Source organism: Streptomyces sp. NPDC028722 (genome assembly GCF_040637655.1).
Taxonomy (GTDB): Bacteria; Actinomycetota; Actinomycetes; order Streptomycetales; family Streptomycetaceae; genus Streptomyces.
Genome location: NZ_JBEZWU010000008.1, coordinates 223,152 through 243,135 on the forward strand (window position 1 = coordinate 223,152; position 19,984 = coordinate 243,135).

The window sequence follows — 19,984 nt, forward strand, 5'->3', positions numbered from 1 at the left end:
GCCGGCGCGGCGCCCCGCGGGGGCGGAGGATCGTCACCGGCCTCCCCTGGCGTGCCGGGCGAGCCGGCGCAGGGCCTCGGCGAAGTCCTCGGCCACGCGGCGCACGGTCGCGGTGTCGTGGACGCCGGGCCGGTGGTGCCAGGTGAAGGCGAGACGGCCGTGCTGGACCGCGCCCACGACTTCCAGCAGGTGCGAGCCGGGGTCCCGGGGGTCGTGGTCCTGCCCGAACGAGCCGTGTTCGGCGCGGACCAGGCCGCCGTCCCCGGTGTCGGGGCGGGCGTCCCACTGGCCGAGGTAGTTGAAGACCACCTGGCTGTGCGCGCTGCCACCCAGGCGCTCGCGGACGTCGGGCGGTCCGAAGGTGCGCAGCGCGCCGAAGCCGATGCCGTTGCCGGGCACGGCCCGCAGCTGGCGGCGCACCGACTTCACCAGGGACCGCCAGTCGCGGTCCGGGCCGAGGTCGCCGGGCTCGGACACGTGGAGGGCGACCGGGTAGACGGTGGTGAACCAGCCGACCGTGCGGGAGAGGTCGACGCCGTCGAGGAGGTCCTCGCGGCCGTGGCCCTCCAGATCCAGGCGGACCCGGTCGTGTCCGGTCCAGCGGGCCAGCGCCAGGGCGAGGGCGGCGAGCAGGACGTCGTTGACCCGGGTGCGGTAGGCGGTGGGCGCGGAGCGCAGCAGGGCCTCGGTGTCCTCCTCGCCGAGTTCCACGCTCACCACGGCCGCCGGTCCCGGCTCGGCCGCCGGGGTCGGGTCCGCCGGGGCGGGTTCGGCGTGCACCGCCTGTTCCCAGTGCGGCAGTTCGTGGTCGAGACCGCCCTCGGCGACGAACGCGGCGAGTCCCCGTGACCACGCGCGGAAGCTGGTGCCGCGCTCCCCCAGCGTGACCGGGGCGCCCTGGAGCGCCTGCCGGTAGGCGGTCTCCAGGTCGTCGCGGAGGATGCGCCAGGACACGGCGTCCACGACCAGGTGGTGGGCGACGAGGAGGAGGAAGACGGGCCGGTCCGGCTCACCGGTGAACAGCGCGGCGCGCAGCTGCGGGCCCTGGGCCAGGTCGAAGCCCGCGTGGAGTTCGTCGGCGGTCTTCGCCATGGCCGCGTCGGCGTCCTCGGCGGACAGTCCGGTGAGGTCGTGGCGGGTGAGGACGTCGTGGCCGCCGGCGGGCGGCGGGTTGAACTGCCGCCAGCCGTCCGCCTCCCGGGTGAACCGCATGCGCAGGGCGTCGTGGTGTTCCAGCAGCGCGTCGAGGGCGGCGCGCAGCGCCCGCGGGTCGGGGGTGCCGTCGAGTTCCAGCAGCGCCGACTGGTTGAAGTGGTGGTGGGCGGCGCGCGGACCGGTCAGGAACCAGTGCTGGATCGGGGTGAGCGGCACCTCGCCGGTCACCGGGCCCTCCCCGGCCCGCTGGGGCGCGCTGCGGACGACGGTGGCGAGTTCGGCGACGGTCTGGTGGGTGAACAGGTCCCGGGTGGCGATGTGCAGGCCGTCGCGGCGCAGCCGGGAGACGACCTGCATGCTCAGGACGGAGTCGCCGCCGAGCGCGAAGAAGTTGTCGTCGGCGCCGACCTCGTCGATGCCCAGGACGTCGGCCCAGATCCGGGCGACACGGCGTTCGGTCTCGGTGCGCGGCGCGGTCCGCGGTCCGTCGCCGGCGCGGGCGGGCCCGGGTGCGGGCAGGGCCCGCCGGTCGGTCTTGCCGTTCGGGGTGAGCGGCAGCCGGTCGAGGGCCACGAAGACGGACGGCACCATGTGCGGCGGCAGCAGCCCGCCCAGGTGCAGCCGCAGCTCGCCGAGGGGCAGCGGGGCGGACGGGTCGGCCTGGACGACGTAGGCCACGAGCCGGGCGGGGGCGCCGGGCGTGTCGGCCTCGCGTACGGTCACGACCGCGTCCCGCACCAGGGGGCTGCGGCGCAGCGCGCTCTCGATCTCGCCGGGTTCGATGCGGAAGCCGCGCAGTTTGACCTGGTCGTCGGCGCGTCCGGCGAAGCGGAGCAGGCCGTCGGCGGTCCAGCGGACGAGGTCCCCGGTGCGGTACATCCGCTCCCCCGGCGCGCCGAACGGGTCGGCGACGAACCGCTGGGCGGTGAGTCCGGGCCGGCCCGGGTAGCCGCGGGCCAGTCCGGGGCCGGCGATGTACAGCTCGCCGGTCACGCCGGGCGGGACGGGGCGCAGGGCGGCGTCGAGGACGTGGACGCGGGTGCCGCCGGCGGGGCGGCCGATGGGCGGGGCGCCGGTGCCGGGGGTCAGCGAGCCGGTCCAGGTGGCGACGACCGTGGCCTCGGTGGGCCCGTAGGAGTTGATCATGCGGCGGCCGGGCGCCCAGGTCTCCACGAGGTCGGCGGGGCAGGCCTCGGCGCCCACGATCAGCGTGCGCAGGCCGGGCAGGGCGGCGGCGGTCTCCGGCGCCACGGTGGCCAGCGCGGCCGGCGGGATCAGCGTGTGGGTGATGTGCCGCTCGGCGAGCACCTCCGCGAGCCGTTCCCCGACCAGCGGCCCCTCCTCGCCGGTGACCAGGGCGGCCCCGCTGAGCAGGGAGACGCACAGCTCCAGGACGGAGGCGTCGAAGCTGGGCGAGGCGAACTGGAGCACCCGGTCGCCGGGGCCCGCCGCGTACTGTTCGGCTGCGGACGCGGCGAAGACGGCCAGGCCCCGGTGGGTGACCGCCACGCCCTTGGGGGTGCCGGTGGAGCCCGAGGTGTAGATGACGTAGGCGGGGTGCGCGGGGACGAGCGCGGTGGGGCGGTCGGCGTCCGTGGGCGCGGTCGGTGGCCCGTCCGCGGTCCACACCTCGGCGGGGTCGGCGAGGACGAGGTGGGCGCCCGCGTCCCGGATCATGAACTCCCGTCGCTGCGGCGGGTAGTCGGGGTCGACGGGCAGGAACGCACCGCCGGCCTTGGCGACGGCGAGCTGGGCCACGACCGTCGCCGCGGAGCGGGGCAGCGCCAGGGCCACGACCCGCTCCGGTCCGACGCCGTCCCGCAGCAGCCGGTGGGCCAGCCGGTTGGCCGCCCGGTCGACGTCCGCGTAGGTCAGCTCGCGGTCGCCGTCCACGAGTGCCACCGCGTCCGGGGTGTGGGCCGCCTGCCGTTCGAACAGGTCGGGCAGGGTCGCCTCCGGCACCGGGCGGAAGGTGCCGCGGCCCTGGTCCAGCAGGGTCTTCAGTTCGTCGCCGGAGGTCAGCGGCAGGGCGCCGAGCGGGCGGTCGGGGTTCTCGGCTACGGCGTCCAGCAGGGTGCCGAGCTGGCCGGCCATCCGTTCGGCGGTGGCCGCGTCGAACAGGTCGGTGTTGTAGGTGAGCAGGCCGTGCAGGGCTCCGGAGCCGGTCTCGGCGAACTCCAGGGTCAGGTCGAACGCGGCCTGCTCCGACTCCGGTTCGACGTCGGTGACGTCCAGGCCGGGCAGGTCGAGGTCGGCCGCCGGGGTGTTCTGTAGGACGACCATGACCTGGAAGAGCGGACTGCGGCTGGTGTCGCGGACCGGCTGGACCTCGTCCACGACCCGCTCGAAGGGCACGTCCTGGTGGGCGAAGGCGTCGAGGACGGTCTGCCGGACCGCGCCCAGGAAGGCGGTGAACGGCTGGCCGGCGTCGGCACGGGAGCGCAGCACCAGGGTGTTGACGAAGAACCCGACCAGGGCCTGGGTCTCGGCCCGGTCGCGGCCGGAGGTGACGGTGCCGACGGCGATGTCGTCGGTGCCGGAGAGCCGGGCCAGATAGGCCTGGGCGGCGGCGACGAGCGTGGTGAACAGGGTGGTTCCCCGGTCCCGGGCGAGCCCGGTCAGCCGCCGGGCCGTCCGGGCGGGCACGACCAGGGGGGTGGTGGCGCCGGCGCTGGTGCGCACCGGCGGCCGGGGCCGGTCGGTGGGCAGGTCCAGTGGTGCGGTGCCGGCCAGGTGCTGCTTCCAGTAGGCGAGCTGCCCGTCCGCGCCGGCGGCACCGGCCGTGCGCTGCCAGTGCGCGTAGTCGGCGTACTGCACCGGCAGCGGTGGCAGATCGTCCTGTACGGCGCCCAGTTGTGCCCGGTAGAGGTGGGCGAGGTCGCCGAGCAGGACGGAGGTGGACCAGCCGTCGGTGACGATGTGGTGCAGCGTGAGGGTGAGGACGTGGTCGTGGTCGGCGAGCCGGACCAGCCCGGCGCGCAGCAGCGGTCCCTGACGCAGGTCGAACGGGCGGGATCGCTCCTCGGCGAGCAGGGCCCGCAGCGCGGGTTCCCGTTCGCCGTCGGTGAGGTGGGCCAGGTCGCGCACGGGCAGCGGTACGTCCTGGGGCGGGTGGACGCGCTGTACGCCGTGTCCGTCGACGCTGTCGAAGGTGGTGCGCAGCGACTCGTGGCGGGCCGCCAGGGCGCCGAGGGCCGCGTGGAGGGCGCCGGTGTCCAGGGTGCCGTGCAGGCGCAGGGCGAGCGCGGTCACGTACTCGGCGCCGCCGGGCGCGAACTCCTCCAGGAACCACAGGCGTTGCTGGGCGTACGACATCGGCGCCGCTCCCTCGCGGGCGGCCGGGACGATCTCCGGCCGGCCGCTGCCCTGCCGGCTGCCGAGCAGCCGGGCCAGGCCGGCGGGGGTGGGATGGCTGAACACCGCACGGGGGGTGAGGTCGGTGTCGAAGTCCTCGGCGAGGCGGGAGGCGAGCCGGATGGACAGGATCGAGTCGCCGCCGAGCCGGAAGAAGTCGTCCTCGGCGCCGGGCGGTTCGATGCCCAGCACCTCGCCGAAGACGTCCGCCGTGCGGCGCTCGGCCTCGGTGCGCGGCTCCACCCGCCCGGCCTGTGCCGTGGCCCGCGGGGCGGGCAGGGCCGCCCGGTCCACCTTGCCGTTGCCGCTCAGCGGGAGGGCGTCGAGCGGGACGAAGGCGCCGGGGACGAGATACTCGGGCAGGGCGCCGGCGGCGAAGGCCCGCAGCTCCTCGGTGTCCCCGCCGGCCGGGCCGACGACGTAGGCGACGAGCCGCCTCGCGCCCGGCCGGTCCTCGCGGGCCAGCACGGCCACGTCCACGACGCCGGGGTGGGCGGCGAGCGCCGCCTCGACCTCGCCGGGCTCCACCCGGAAGCCGCGGATCTTGACCTGGTCGTCGGCGCGGCCCAGGAATTCGACGGTGCCGTCCGGCCGCCGCCGGGCCAGGTCGCCCGTGCGGTACATCCGGGCTCCGGGCGGGCCGCAGGGGTCGGCGAGGAAGCGGGCTGCGGTGTCGCCGGGACGGCCCAGGTAGCCGCGGGCGACGCCCTCTCCGGCCACGTACAGCTCGCCCGCGCAGCCCGGCGGCACGGGCCGCAGCCGGGCGTCGAGGACGTGGACGCGCATGTCGTCCAGGGGGTGGCCGACGGGGACGGTGTCGGGCACCGCCGCCGGGTCCGTGAGCGCGCAGGAGGTCGCGAAGGTGGTGGTCTCGGTGGGCCCGTAGCCGTCCACCACGGTCAGTCCGGGGCAGGCGGCCAGGACGCGGCGCACGGCCTGGGCGGGGACGACGTCGCCGCCGGTCCAGACCTGGCCGAGACCGCGGAAGCAGTCCGGCGCGTCCTGGGCGAGCAGCCGGAACAGGCCGGCGGTCAGCCACAGCGCGCTCAGCCCGTCACCGGCGGCCAGCCGACGGATCAGGGCCGCGTCCACGCCGTCGCCGGGGGCCACGACCACGCAGCCGCCGTTGAGGAGGGGCGCCCACACCTCGAAGGTGGCCGCGTCGAAGGCCACCGGCGAGTGCAGCAGCACCCGGGCGGACACCCCGCCGGCGAACCGGCTGTCGGTGGCGAGCGCCGCGACGTCACGGTGGCGTACGGCGACCGCCTTGGGCCGGCCGGTCGAGCCGGAGGTGAACATCACGTACGCCAGCCGGTCGGGATCGGCGGGCGGCGCCTGCTCCTCCGCGCCGGTGGCGTGCGCCGGCCGGCCGGGACCGGCGTCCGGTGTCCGCCCGTCCGGGGTCCCTGGGCGGGCGGCGGCCACCTCGGCGGCGGTGAGCCGGACGGCCGCGCCCGCCTGGGCGAGGAGGGTGCGGCGGCGCTCCTCGGGGGCGCGGGTGTCCACGGGCACGTAGGCGCCGCCCGCCATGAGCACCGCGAGCTGGGCGACGACGAGTTCGGCGGAGCGCTCCATCAGCAGCGCCACCCGGCCCTCGGGGGCCAGCCCGGCGGCGAGCAGCCGGGCGGACAGGGCGCCGGACCACTCGGCGAGTTCCCGGTAGGTCACCGCGCGGTCCCCGTCGGACACCGCTGTCGCGTCCGGGGCGCGGCGGGCCTGCTCGGCGAACAGCTCCACCGGGCTGCGCGGTGCGGTGCGGCGGGCGGTGGTGTTCCAGGCGGCCAGCAGGCCGTGGTCGTCCGGGGTGAGCAGGTCGAGGTCGTCGAGGCCGGCGCCGGACCCGTCGGCGAGGGTGGTGAGCAGGGCGGCGAACCGCTCCGCGGCGCGCTCGGCGGTGCCGGCGTCGAACAGGGCGGGGTCGTAGGAGAGGTCGAAGCCGAGCCGGTCGGCCAGGTGGGCGCGCAGGCACCAGGGGAAGGTGGTGGCGTCGTCGGCGCGCACCTCCTCGACGCGGACGCCGGTGCGGGCCGTGGCCTCCTCGTCCACGGGGTAGTTCTCGAAGACCACCATGCTGTCGAACAGTGGTTCCCCGGCGGGGATCGCGGTGGCGGCCTGGATGCGGGGCAGGGCGAGGAAGTCGAAGCGGCGGGCGTCGCTCTGGCGTTCCTGGAGGTCGCGCAGCCACGGCAGTACGGGTCCGGACGGGACGCGGACACGGGTCGGCACCGTGTTGATGAACATGCCGATCATGCCTTCGACGCCGGGCAGTTCGGCGGGGCGGCCGGAGACGGTGGTGCCGAACACCACGTCGTCCCGTCCGCTGTACCGGGCCAGCAGCAGCGCCCAGGCGCCCTCCACCACGGTGTTGACGGTGAGCCCGGCGCGGGCGGCGGTCTCCCGCAGCCGTTGCGAGACGCCGGTGTCCAGCTCGTGGTGGACGGCCGCGGCGGACCGGGCCCGGTGGGCCTCGGCGGGCGTGCGGTCGTAGGGCAGCGGGGTGCGGGCGGTGAACCCGGCCAGGGCGTCGGCCCAGTGCCGTTCGGCGGCCGTCTCGTCCTGCTCGCCCAGCCAGTGCAGGAAGTCCGCGAAGGGCCGCCGTACCGGGGGTGGCGTGTGCGGGCCGCCGGTCAGCTCGGCGTAGCGTGCGCAGACCTCGGTGAGCAGCTGTCCGGTGCTCCAGCCGTCCAGGACGATGTGGTGGGTGGACCACAGCAGCAGCACCTCGTCGCCGGGCAGTGCGGCCAGGGTGAGGCGGGTCAGCGGTGCGGTGGTGAGGTCCATGCCCGCCGCGCGGTCCTCGGCGAGCAGCCGGCCGGTCGCCTCGGCGCGCTGTCCGGGGGTCAGGGTGCGCCAGTCGAGGCGGGTGACGGGCAGCTCGGCGTGGCGGTGGACGATCTGGACGGGGTGGGGCAGGCCCTGCCAGTGGACGCTCGTGCGCAGGGCCGGGGTGCGGTCGGCGACCTGCTGCCAGGCCGCGGCGAAGGCGTCCGGGTCGGCCACGCCGGACAGCCGTACGGCCGTACGGTCGAAGTAGGCGTGCTCGGTGTCGACGAGACCGTGGAAGAGCATGCCGGACTGGAGCGGGGTGAGCGGCAGGACGTCCTCGACGTGCCCGCCGTCGCCGACGAGCCGGTCCAGCCGGTCCTGGGTGAGATGGGCGAGGGGGAAGTCGGAGGGGGTGCGGCCGCCCGCGCCGGGGCGGGCGCAGTGTGCCACCAGGTCGCGCAGGGCCGCGGTGGTCTCCTCGGCGAGCCGGGCGACGGTGGCCCGGTCGTAGATCTCCGCCGGGTAGGTCCAGCCCAGTTCGAGGCGGCCGCGCTGGACCACCCCGGTGATGTCCAGGAGGTAGGGGCGGGGCTCGTCCGGGTCGGTGTCCCGGCCGGCCGGGGGCAGGGAGCCGCGGACCAGGCCGTCGGCCGTGGCGCCGCCGGCGTCCCACTGGCCGTGGTAGTTGAAGCCGACCCGGGGGGCCGGGGCGGAGGTGAGCGGGCTGTCGGGCCGGAGGTGGCGCAGGGCGCCGTGGCTCAGGCCGTGCAGCGGTACGGCGCGCAACTGCTCCTTGACCGAGCGGAGGGTGTCGTGCCAGCCGGCGTCGGGGTCGACGCGCAGGGCGAGGGGGAACTCGGCGGTGAACCAGCCCACGGTGCGCGACAGGTCGACGTCCTCGAACAGGTCCTCCCGGCCGTGGCCCTCCACGCCGAGCAGTACGGTGTCGCGCCCGCACCAGCGGGCCAGGGTGCGGCCGAGAGCGCTGAGGAGGACGTCGTTGACCTGGGTGCGGTAGACCTCCGGGACCTGCCGCAGCAGGGCGTCGGTGGTCTCCGCGTCCAGGGTGACGGTGACGGTGGCGGCGGTGCCGTGGGTGTTGGCGCCGGGCCGTCCGGCGGGCAGCCCGGCCGGGGCGGCGGTGGCGCGGGTCCAGTAGGGGAGGTCCGCGTCCAGGCCGCCGGAGCGGGTGTGCCGGTCGAGGCGGGCGGCCCAGTGGCCGTAGGACGTCCCGGGGGCGGGCAGTACGGCGGGGTCCCCGGCCGCGGCGGCCCGGTGGGCGGTCTCCAGGTCGGCCAGCAGGATGCGCCAGGAGACGCCGTCGATCACCAGGTGGTGGGCGGTGATGACGAGTTGTCCCGTTCGCCGTGGGCCGAGGTCGAGGAACAGGACGCGGACGACCCGGCCCTCGGCGGGGTCGAGGGCGGCCTGCGCCTCGTCCGTGAGCCGCTGCGCCTCCGCCTCCGCCGCCCCGTCGTCCAGGCCGGTCAGGTCGTGCCGGGTGAAGACGCCGTCCGGTGCCTCGTCCAGCACCTGCTGGCGCCAGCCGTCGGCGGTGCGGCGGAACCGCGTCCGCAGGGCCGCGTGGTGGCGTACGAGGGCGTCGGCGGCCTGCCGCAGTGCCAGGGGGTCGGTGTCCGGGGCGAGTTCGAGGCGCTGGGTCATGGTGAAACGCAGCTTCTGCCCGGTCTCGCGCCCGTCCAGGTACCAGTGCTGGATGGGAGTGAGCGGCGCTTCGGCCGGGGCGTCCTCGCCGGTTGCCGTGCGGGGTGCCGACTCGCCGGTGCGCAGGGCGAGTTCGGCGACCGTCTGGTGGCGGAAGACGTCCTTGGTGGTGAGGGCGAGGCCGGCCTGCCGGGCGCGGGAGACGATCTGGATGCTGAGGATGGAGTCGCCGCCGAGCGCGAAGAAGTTGTCCTGGGTGCCGACCCGTTCGACGCCGAGGACCTCGGCCCAGATCGCGGCGAGGCGTTCCTCGGTGGCGGTCCGGGGGGCGGTGTACGGGGTGGCGCTGTCGGGCTGCGCGGGCGGGGCGGGCAGGGCGCGCCGGTCGGTCTTGCCGCTGGTGGTGCGCGGGATGCCGGGGAGCGTGACGAACGCGGCGGGCACCATGTGGTCGGGCAGGGTTCGGCGCAGGGCGACCCGCAGTGCGTCGGCGGAGGGGGTCCGGCCGACGGCGGGCACCACATAGGCGACCAGCATGAGACGGCCGGCGTGTTCACGCGCGCTCACCGCCGCGTCGGTGACGTCGGGGTGGGCGAGGAGGGCGGCCTCGACCTCGCCGGGCTCGATGCGGAACCCGCGGATCTTGACCTGTTCGTCCACGCGCCCCAGGAACTCCAGCAGCCCGTCCCGGTCCCAGCGGGCCCGGTCCCCGGTGCGGTACATCCGCTCGCCCGGCCCGCCGAACGGGTCGGCGAGGAAGCGGGCGGCGGTCAGTCCGGGCCGGTTCAGGTAGCCGCGGGCCACCTGCGCCCCGGCCAGGTACAGCTCCCCGGGTGTCCCGGGCGGCACCGGGCGCAGCGCGCCGTCGAGGACGTAGGCGCGCAGGTTGCCGCCGGGACGGCCGAGGACCGGCCGGCCGGGCCGGTCGGCGCAGCGGCCGTACACGGCGTCGACGGTGCATTCGGTGGGCCCGTACATGTTGTACACGGCCACGCCGAGTTCACGTTCGGCGCGCAGGAGGTCCTGCCAGGTGGCCGTGGTGACGGCCTCGCCGCCGACGAGGAGCAGCCGCGGGTGGTGGCGGCCGGGGGCGAGCAGGCCGGCGGAGGTGAGTTCGCGCAGGAAGGAGGGGGTGACGTTCACCAGGTCGAGGCGGTGCGCGGCGACCTGGGCGCAGAACGCCTCCGGGTCCAGGCGTACGTCCTCGTCGACGAGGTGGACCTCGTGGCCGAGGGCGAGGAGCAGCGGTCCTTCCCAGGAGGTGTCGAAGGAGAAGGAGGCGCTGAGCGCGGCCCGCAGCCGCCGCCCGCCGGCGGTGTGCGGGGCGAGCAGGTTCTCGCGGTGGTCGTGGCAGAGGTTGACCAGCTGCCGGTGCTCGACGGCGACGCCCTTGGGGCGGCCGGTGGAGCCGGAGGTGTGGATGATGTAGGCGGTGTGCCCGGGCAGCAGCGGCCGGACGCGGTCCGCGTCGGCCGGGTCGTGGGCGGGCAGCCGGTCCCAGGGCACCGTGCCGAGGCCGGTGAGCAGGGTGTGCGGCCGGACGTCGTCGAGGAGGAACGCGACGCGGTCCTCCGGCAGCGCGGGGTCGAGGCAGACCAGGGTGGCGCCCGCCTTGAGGACCGCGAGCACCGCCACCACCAGCTCTGAGGTGCGCGGGAGCCGTACCGCGACGACGTCCTCGGGGCCGGCGCCGCCGGCGATGAGGTGGTGGGCGAGCCGGTTGGCCCGCTCGTTGAGCCCGGCGAAGTCCCAGGTGGCGTCCCGGGTCACCAGGGCAGTGTGGTGCGGGGTGCGGGCGGCCCGATCCTCGAACAGGGCCGGGAAGGTGGTGTCCGGCTCGGACAGGCGGGCGCCCGTGCCGTACCGGAGCACCTGCTGCCGCTCGTCGTCGGTCATCAGCGGCAGGGCGCCCACGGCCCGCTCCGGGTCCTCGGCGGCGGCCTCCAGCAGGATCCGCAGCCGGCCGGCGAGCCGCTCGGCGGTGCCGGCGTCGAACAGCCCGGTGTTGTACTCCAGGTAGCCGGTGAGGCCGCCGTCGCTCTCCACGAAGTCGAAGGCGAGGTCGAAGGTGGCGTTGCGGACCGGCGGGGTCACCGGTTCCACCGTGAGGCCGGGCAGCCGGAGCGTCTCGGCGCCCAGGTTGTGCAGCGCGACCATCACTTGGAACAGCGGGGTACGGCTGGTGTCGCGTTCGGGCTGGAGGGCGTCCACGACCCGCTCGAAGGGGACGTCCTGGTGGGCGAACGCCTCCAGCACGGTGCCGCGCACCTCGGCGAGCAGCTCCCGGAAGGGCAGGTCGGGGCGGACGCGGCCGCGCAGCACGAGGGTGTTGACGAACATGCCGACCACGTCGTGCAGTTCGGGCCGCTCACGGCCGGCGGTGACGGTGCCGACGGTGACGTCCTCCTGGCCGGCCCAGCGGGCGAGCAGCACCTGGCAGGCCGTCACCAGGGTCATGTAGAGGGTGGCGTCGGCCTCCCGGCCGCGCTCGCGCAGCCGCCCGGTCAGCGCGGCGGGCAGGGTGAAGGTCACCAGGGCGCCGTCGCGGGTGCGGACGGCCGGGCGGGGCCGGTCGGTGGGCACTTCCAGCGGGGTCACGCCGTCGAGGGCGCGGCGCCAGTACGCGAGGTCGGCCTCGGCGTGGCCGGTGCGTCCGCGCTGCCAGGCGGCGTAGTCGGTGTAGCGGACCGGCAGGGCGGGCAGGGCGGGGCGGCGGCCGTCCAGGGCCGCCGCGTACAGCTCGCCCAGGTCCCGGCCGAGCACGCCGACGGACCAGCCGTCGGTGGCGATGTGGTGCACGGCGAGGACGAGCACGTGCTCGTCGGCGGCGAGCCTGGCCAGGCGGGCGCGCAGCAGCGGTCCGGCGGCCAGGTCGAACGGGGTGGCGGCCTCGTGCTCGATGAGGGCGTCCAGGGCGGCGGGGTCCGCGAGGTCCTCCACGGGGAGGTCGACGGGCCGCGGCGGGTGAACGATCTGCCGTGCCTGTCCGTCGTGTTCGGCGAACGTGGTGCGCAGCGTGCCGTGCCGGGCGACCAGACCGTCCAGGGCGGTGCGCAGCGCGCCGGTGTCGAGCGGGCCGCGCAGGCGCAGCACCGACAGGGTGGTGTACTCGGTGCTGCCCGGCTCGAACCGGTCGAGGAACCACAGCCGTTGCTGGGCGTACGACAGCGGGGCCGGGCCGTCCGCGCCGGCGGCCGGGATGGCGTCGGCGTCGCTGCCGGTCCCGGGGTCGCCCAGCGCCGCCGCGAGTGCGGACAGCGTGGGGTGGGTGAACAGCAGCCTCGGTGAGACGTCGGTGCCGAAGGCGGCGCGCAGCCGGGAGGTGACGCGGACGGCGAGGATGGAGTCGCCGCCCAGGGCGAAGAAGTCGTCGTCGGCGCCGACCTCGTCGGTGTCCAGGACGTCGGTCCACGCGGCGGCGACGAGCCGTTCGGCGGGGGTGCGCGGCGCGGTCCGGGCGGCGTCGGCGGCGAAGCCGTCGGGGCCGGGGGCGGGCAGGGCGCGCCGGTCGAGTTTGCCGTTGACGGTGAGTGGCAGAGCGGCCATCGGCACGTAGGCCGCGGGCACCATGTGCGCGGGCAGCAGCCGCTCCAGGTGGGCGCGGAGTTCCGCGGCGGTGGGGGGCGGCACGGTGCGGTCGCCGGTGCCGGTGCCGACGACGTGGGCCACCAGCCGGCGTGTCCCGGCGGTGTCCTCGTACACGCCGACGGCCGCCGCGCCCACGCCCGGGTGGGTGTGCAGGGCGGCCTCGATCTCGCCGGGTTCGATGCGGTAGCCGCGGATCTTGACCTGCTGGTCGGCGCGGCCCAGGTACTCCAGGGTGCCGTCGGCCCGCCGGCGGGCCCGGTCCCCGGTGCGGTACATGCGGGTGCCGGGCCGTCCGAACGGGTCGGCGGGGAAGCGGGCCGCGGTGAGGCCGGGCCGGTTCAGGTAGCCGCGCGCCAGGCCTTCGCCGGCGACGAACAACTCCCCCACCGCGCCGGGCGGTACGGGGTTCATGGTGTCGTCGAGGACGTGGACCCTCAGGTCGGGGATGCCGGTGCCGATGGGGCTCGCGGTGCCGCCCCGGGCGGCGTCGCGGTCCAGGGGCGCGTAGGTGACGTGCACGGTGGTCTCGGTGATGCCGTACATGTTGACCAGGCGGGGCGCGGTGTCCGGGTGGCGGGCGTACCAGTCGGCGAGGCGGGTGACGTCCAGCGCCTCGCCGCCGAATATGACGGTGCGCAGCGCCAGCCGGTCGCCGGTGTCGGGGAGTTCGGCGTCCGCGCGGATCAGCGGGTAGAACGCGGAGGGGGTCTGGTTGAGGACGGTGACCTGTTCGTCGGCGAGCAGCCGCAGGAAGTCCTCCGGGGAGCGGGCGGTGTCCTCGGGGACGACGACGAGCCGGCCGCCGTGCAGCAGCGGGCCCCACAGCTCCCACACCGAGAAGTCGAAGGCGTAGGAGTGGAACAGGGTCCACACGTCCTCGGGTCCGAAGCCGAACCACTGCCGGGTGCGGGTGAACAGCCGGACCACGTTGGCGTGCGGGACGACGACGCCCTTGGGGCGGCCGGTGGAGCCGGAGGTGTAGATGGCGTAGGCGGGGCTGTCGGGCAGCGGGCGGCGGGCCGGGTCCGCCGGGCCGGTGGCCGGGCGCCGGGCCAGGTCCTCCCGTACGGCGGGGTCGTCGAGCAGCAGGACGGGCACGGTGGTCCCGGACTCGGTGCGGGTGGTGGTGACCAGTGCCACCGGCCGGGCGTCGGCGAGGATGCCCCGGACGCGTTCGGCGGGCAGTGCGGGGTCGACGGGCAGGTAGGCGGCGCCGGCCTTGAGCACGGCGAGGACGGCCACGACGAGGTCGGTGGAGCGGGGCAGGGCGAGGGCCACGAACGTCTCGGGTCCGGCGCCCAGTTCGGCGAGCCGGTGGGCGAGGCGGTTCGCCCGCGCGTCCAGGGTGGCGTAGTCGAGGCGGTCGTCACCGCAGCCGACGGCCTCGGCGTGGGGGGTGCGGGCGGCCTGTGCCGCGAAGAGTTCGGGCAGCGTCTCGGCGGGCCGGCCCTCGGCGGTGCCGTTCCACTCGGTGAGCAGCCGGTGCCGTTCCCCGGCGGTGGTCCAGGCGAGGGCGCGCAGCGGGCGGTCGGGGTCGTCGGCCAGCTCGGTGAGCAGCCGGCACAGCCGGCCGGCGAGCGCCCGGACGGTCGCGGCGTCGAACAGGCCGGGGTCGTAGGCGAGGTCGAAGCCGAACCGTTCGCCCTGGTAGGCCCGCAGGACGAGGGGGTAGTTGGTGGCATCCCGGGAGGAGACGTCCGTCAGGCGTATCCCGGAGCCGGCCGCGCCCGCCTCGTCGAAGGGGTAGTTCTCGAAGGCGACCATGCTGTCGAACAGCGGACTGCCGGCGGGTACGTCGCTCAGGCCGGTCAGCTCGGCGAGGGACACCGCGGCGAACCGCCGGGCCTCGGCCTGGGCCTCCTGGAGTTCCCTGAGCCAGGCGGTGGCGGTACGGCCGCCGTCGATACGGACGCGGGTGGGCAGGGTGTTGATGAACATGCCCACCATCGACTCGACGCCGGGCAGGTCGTCGGGGCGCCCGGAGACGGTGGTGCCGAACAGCACGTCCGGTTCGGCGCTGTAGCGGGACAGCAGCAGCGCCCAGGCGCCCTGCACCACGGTGCCGAGGGTGAGTCCGGCCGACCGGGCGGTGCGCGCCAGCCGTGCGGAGACCTCCTCGGACAGTCCGGCGGTGTGCACATCGGCGGAGCGGGTCTCGTGCCCGGGGCGCCGGACGCGGTCGGCGGGCAGCGGGGTGGGGGTGGCGAAGCCGTCGAGGACGGTCCGCCAGTGCGCGTGGGCGGCGTCGGTGTCCTGGCCGGCCAGCCAGCGCACGTAGTCGCCGAACGGCCGCCGCAGCGGGGGCCGCGGTTCGGTGCCGGCGGTGAGCGCCGCGTACTCCGCGAACACGTCGGTGAGCACCTGGGCGAGGCTCCAGCCGTCCAGGATCAGGTGGTGGGAGGTCCACAGCAGGTGCAGCCGGGCGTCGGGCAGCCGGACGAGCGTCAGCCGCATCAGGGGCGCGGTGTCGAGGTCGATGCCGCGCGCGAGGTCGTCGGCGCGCAGCCGGGCGAGCCGGTCGGCCCGCTCCGCCCCGTCTGTTTCCCGCCAGTCGAACCGTTCCACCGGTACGGTGACGCGGCGGTGCACGACCTGGAGCGGTACCGGCACGTCCTCCCAGACCACGCGGGTGCGCAGGGCGGGGGTGCGGTCGGTGACGCGCTGCCAGGCGACGGCCAGGGCGTCGGGGTCGCTGACGCCCTCCAGCAGCAGCGCGGCCTGGTCGACGTACACGTCGTCCGGTCCGCCGACGAGCCGGTGGAAGAGCATGCCCTCCTGGAGGGGGGTGAGGGGCAGCAGGTCCTCCACGTCCCGGCCGTCGCCGGCGAGCCGGTCCACGCCGGCCTGGTCCAGGCGGGCGAGCGGGAAGTCGGAGGGCGTGCGGCCGCCGGCGCCGGGGCGGGCGCAGTGCTCGGCGATGGCCGCCAGGGCGCCCGCCATGCCGTCGGCCAGCCGCTGGACGGTGCCGGCCCGGTGCACCTGGTCGCTGTAGTGCCAGGTGATCTCCAGCTCGCCGTCGGAGACCACGGCGGAGACGTCCAGCAGGTGGTCCAGGGGCCGGTCCGGGTCCACGTCGCGGCCGGGTACGTCGGCGGCGGGCGCGAAGTCCCCTCCGGGGGCGGCCTCCCACTGGCCGTGGTAGGTGAAGCAGACCGCGGGCAGCGGCAGCGCGCCGAGGGCGCGGGCCTCCGGCCGGGGTGAGCCGAGGTGGCCGAGCGCCTGGTAGGTCAGCCCGCGGCGGGGTACGGCCCGCAGCCGCTCCTTGACGGCCTTGAGGGTGGCGCCCCAGTCGGCCGGGTCCGCGGGGGTGAGGGTCACCGGGTACTGGGTGGTGAACCAGCCGACCGTGCGGGACAGGTCGGCGCCCTCGGCGAGGTCCTCCTCGCGTCCGTGGCCCTCCAGGGCGACGGTCACCCGGTCGGTGCCCGTCCAGTCGGCGAGGACCCGGCCCAGCGCGCTCAGCAGCACGTCGTTGACCTGGGTGCGGTACACGCCCGGCACGCGGCGCAGCAGCGCGTCGGTGGTGGCGCGGTCCACGCGGGTGCGTACGGTGCGCACGGACCCGGCGAGCGGGGTGCCGGGCAGGTCCACGGGCAGCGGGGTGCGGGGCTGGGCGGCCTCCTCGGTCCAGTACGCCAGGTCGTCGTCCAGGTCCCCGGTGCGGACCCGGTCGGTGAGCCGGCGCGCCCAGTCGGCGGACGGGGTGTGCTCGGGTTCGAGCCGGGGTTCCCCGCCCGCCGCGGCCTGCCGGTAGGCCAGTTCGAGGTCGGCGAGCAGCACCCGCCAGGAGACGCTGTCGACCGCCAGGTGGTGGACGGTGAGGAACAGTTGAGGCCGTTCGCCGCCGGTCAGCAGGGCGGCGCGCAGCAGGGCGCCGGTGGCCGGGTCCAGGGCGGCGCGGGCGGCGTCGGCGGCCTCGGCGGCCGGGGTCGCGGGGTCGTGGCAGGTCAGCAGTGCGGTGGCCGGGCCGGTGCCGGGGTGCTGCCGCCAGGTCCGCGCGGTGCGGGTGAACCGGGCGCGCAGTGACGGGTGGTGGGCCACAACGGCTTCCAGCGCCCGTTCCAGGGCGGGCCGGTCGAGGTCGCGCGGGAGGTCGAGCAGCATCGACATGCTGAAGTGCCGCAGCGGGCCGTGGGTGGCGAGGAACCACTCCTGGACCGGGGTGAGCGGGGCGGGCCCGTCCTCGTGCGGGCGCCGGGGCGCGGGCAGGGGGGCGGTGCGGTGGGAGGCGGCGGCGGCCAGGTCGGCGACCGTCTGGTGGCGGAAGACGTCCTGGGAACCGATGCGCAGGCCCGCGGCGCGGGCGCGGGCGACGGCCTGGATGCTGAGGATCGAGTCGCCGCCCAGCTCGAAGAAGTTGTCCGTGACGCCGACCCGGGGCACGCCGAGCACCTCGGCCCAGATGCCGGCCAGGGTCTCCTCGTCCGGGGTGCGGGGGGCGGCGAACTCGCGCTGCCCCTCGATGGGCGCGGGGACGGGCAGCGCACGGCGGTCCAGCTTGCCGCTGGTGGTCAGCGGCAGCGCGTCGAGCGGGGTGAAGGACGACGGGACCAGGGGGTCCGGCAGGGTGCGGCGCAGGGCCGCCCGCAGGTCGGCGGGGGCGGGCCGGGGCGCGCCGGGCGCGGGGACGACGTAGGCGGCGAGGCGGGTGTGGCCGTGCGCGTCGGGTGCGGCGACGACCGCGGCGGCGCCGATCCCGGGCAGGGCCAGCAGGGCGGCCTCGATCTCCCCGGGCTCGATGCGGTGGCCGCGCACCTTGACCTGGTCGTCGGCGCGGCCGAGGTAGTCGAGGCGGCCGTCGGCGGTCCAGCGGGCCAGGTCGCCGGTGCGGTACATGCGGGTGCCGGGCGGGCCGTAGGGGTCGGCGGGGAAGCGTGCCGCGGTCAGCCCGGGGCGGCCGGTGTAACCGCGGGCCAGCTGGGCGCCGGCGAGGTACAGCTCCCCGCCGACGCCGGGCGGTACCGGCTGGAGGCGGTCGTCCAGGACGTAGGCGCGGACGCCGGGCAGGGGGCGGCCCACCAGCGGGCGGTCGCCGCCGTCGATACGGCAGGACAGCGCGTCGACCGTGCACTCGGTGGGGCCGTAGAAGTTGTGGGCCCGCACGTCCGGGTGGGCGGCCAGCTCGCGCCACAGGGCGGGGCCGACGGCCTCGCCGCCGAGCATGAGGACGCGGGGGTGGTGCCGGGGGTCGGTGAGCAGTCCGGCGGGCAGCAGCTGCCGCAGGTAGGACGGGGTGACGTCGAGGAAGTCGACGCGGTGTTCGACCACGTACTCGACCAGGGCGGCCGGGTCCATCCGGGTCACCTCGTCGACCAGGTGCAGCGGGTGGCCGTCGGCCATCAGCAGCACGCCCTCCAGGGAGGTGTCGAAGGAGAAGGACGCGGTGAGGGCCACCCGCAGGGGGCCGCCGCCCGCGTCGGCGACGAAGCCCTCGCGGTGGGCGGCCAGCAGGCGCACGGCCGAGCGGTGGGCGACGGCGACGCCCTTGGGACGGCCGGTGGAGCCGGAGGTGTAGATGACGTAGGCGGTGTTCCGGGGGTCCAGCGGGGCGCGCCGGTCGGCGTCGGTGGGGTCGGTGGCCGGGGCGGTCGCGGGCACCGCGCGCAGGGTGGCCTCGTCCAGGACCAGGGCGGGGCGGGCGTCGTCGAGGAGGTACCGGACGCGTTCCTCGGGCAGGGCCGGGTCCAGGGGCAGGTAGCCGGCGCCGGACTTCCAGGTCGCGAGGATCGCCACGATCATGTCGGCGGTGCGCGGCAGCCGCAGCGCGACGAGCTGTTCGGGGCCGGCGCCCAGGGCGATGAGGTGGTGGGCGAGCCGGTTGGCGCGGGCGTTGAGGGCGGCGTAGTCGAGCCGTTCGGCGCCGGCGACGAGGGCGAGGGCGTCGGGGGTGCGGGCGGCCCGCTGCTCGAAGAGGGCGGGGTAGGTGGTGTCGTCGACCGTCGGTGCGGCGGGGTTCCAGTCGTGGACGACCTGTCGGGTCTCCTCCTCGGACAGCAGGGGCAGGCTGCCCAGCGGGCTGTCGGGCGTGCCGGCGGCGCCCTCCAGGAGGCGCAGCAGCTGTCTTGTCATGCGCTCGGCGGTGGCCGGGTCGAACAGGTCGGTGCGGTACTCCAGCAGGCCGGTCAGGTGCTCGCCGTCCGGGACGAACTCCACGCTCAGGTCGAAGGTGGCGGCCTGCCGGGGCACGGTGACCGGTTCGGTGGCGAGGCCGTGCGGGGCGGTCGCGGCGGGCGGGTCGGGGTGCAGCAGGACCAGCACGTCGAACAGCGGGTTGCGGCCCGCCTCACGGGGTGCGCCCACCGCTTCGACGATCCGCTCGAACGGCGTGTCGCCGTGCGCGAAGGCGCCGTTGACCGTGTCGGCCGTCTGCGCGAGCAGGTCGCGGAAGGTGGCGGAGGGGTCCACCGCGGTGCGCAGCACGACCGTGTTCACGAAGAAGCCGACGGTGCGTTCCAGGTCGGTGCGCGACCGGCCGGGGGTGAGGGAGCCGACGGTGATGTCGTCCTGGCCGGACCAGCGGGCCAGCAGGGCCTGGGTGGCGGCGACCAGGGTGGTGTGCAGGGTGGTGCGGTGGTCCCTGGCGAGGTCGCGCAGCCGGGCCGTGAGACGGGCCGGGACGGTGAAGGTGTGGACGGCGCCCGCGCCCGCCTCCTCGCCGCGCCGCGGCCGGTCCAGGGGCAGTTCCGGGGCGACCGCGCCGGTCAGCCGGTCCTTCCAGTGGGCGAGGTGCTCTTCGAGGCGGGCCCCGGAGAGCTGCTCGCGCTGCCACACCGCGAAGTCGGGGTACTGCGTGGCCACCGGGGGCAGGTCCGGTGCGGCGCCCCGGGCGAGGGCGTCGTAGGCCGTGCACAGTTCGTCCAGGACCAGGCCCATCGACCAGCCGTCGGTGACGATGTGATGGGCGGTCAGCAGCAGCACGTGCGAAGTGGCGGACTCGCGCAGCAGCAGCGCCCGCAGCAGGGGGCCCTGCCGCAGGTCGAAGGGGCGGGAGTACTCCGCCCGCAGGTCCGCGTCCAGGTCGCCGGTGTCGCGGACCGGCAGCGGCACGGGGCCCGCCGGGTGCACGGTCTGCGCGGGCCGGCCGTCGGTCTCCGTGAACGTGGTGCGCAGCGCCTCGTGCCGGGCCACCACGGCGGTCAGGGCCTCGCGCAGCGCCTCGTGGTCCGGGGTGCCGGTGAGGCGGAGCGCGACCGCGCTGTTGTAGCGCGCGTCGCCGGGGCGCAGGCGGTCCAGGAACCACAGGCGCTGCTGGGCGAAGGACAGGGGCAGCGGGTGGTCCCGGCCGGCGCGCGGGATGCCCTGCCGGGTGCCCGGGGCGGCGGCCCCGGCCCGTCCGGCGAGGCGCCGGCGCAGTGCCTCGCGCAGGTCGGCGGGGAGGGCCTCGGCGCGGTCCTGCCGGGCGGACGCCGGGGAGGCGGGGCGGTGGTCGGGGTTGGACGGGGTCGAAGACGTCATG

The 19,984-nt window shown here is 76.4% G+C and carries 1 protein-coding gene; it reads right to left on the reverse strand.

The window, feature by feature from the left end:
• Nucleotides 1-33 precede the first annotated feature (33 nt).
• Nucleotides 34-19,983, reverse strand: a complete 19,950-nt coding sequence (locus AB0F03_RS15770) for a non-ribosomal peptide synthase/polyketide synthase (RefSeq protein ID WP_361991307.1) — start codon at nt 19,981-19,983, stop codon at nt 34-36.
• Between the last annotated feature and the right edge of the window lies 1 nt (nt 19,984).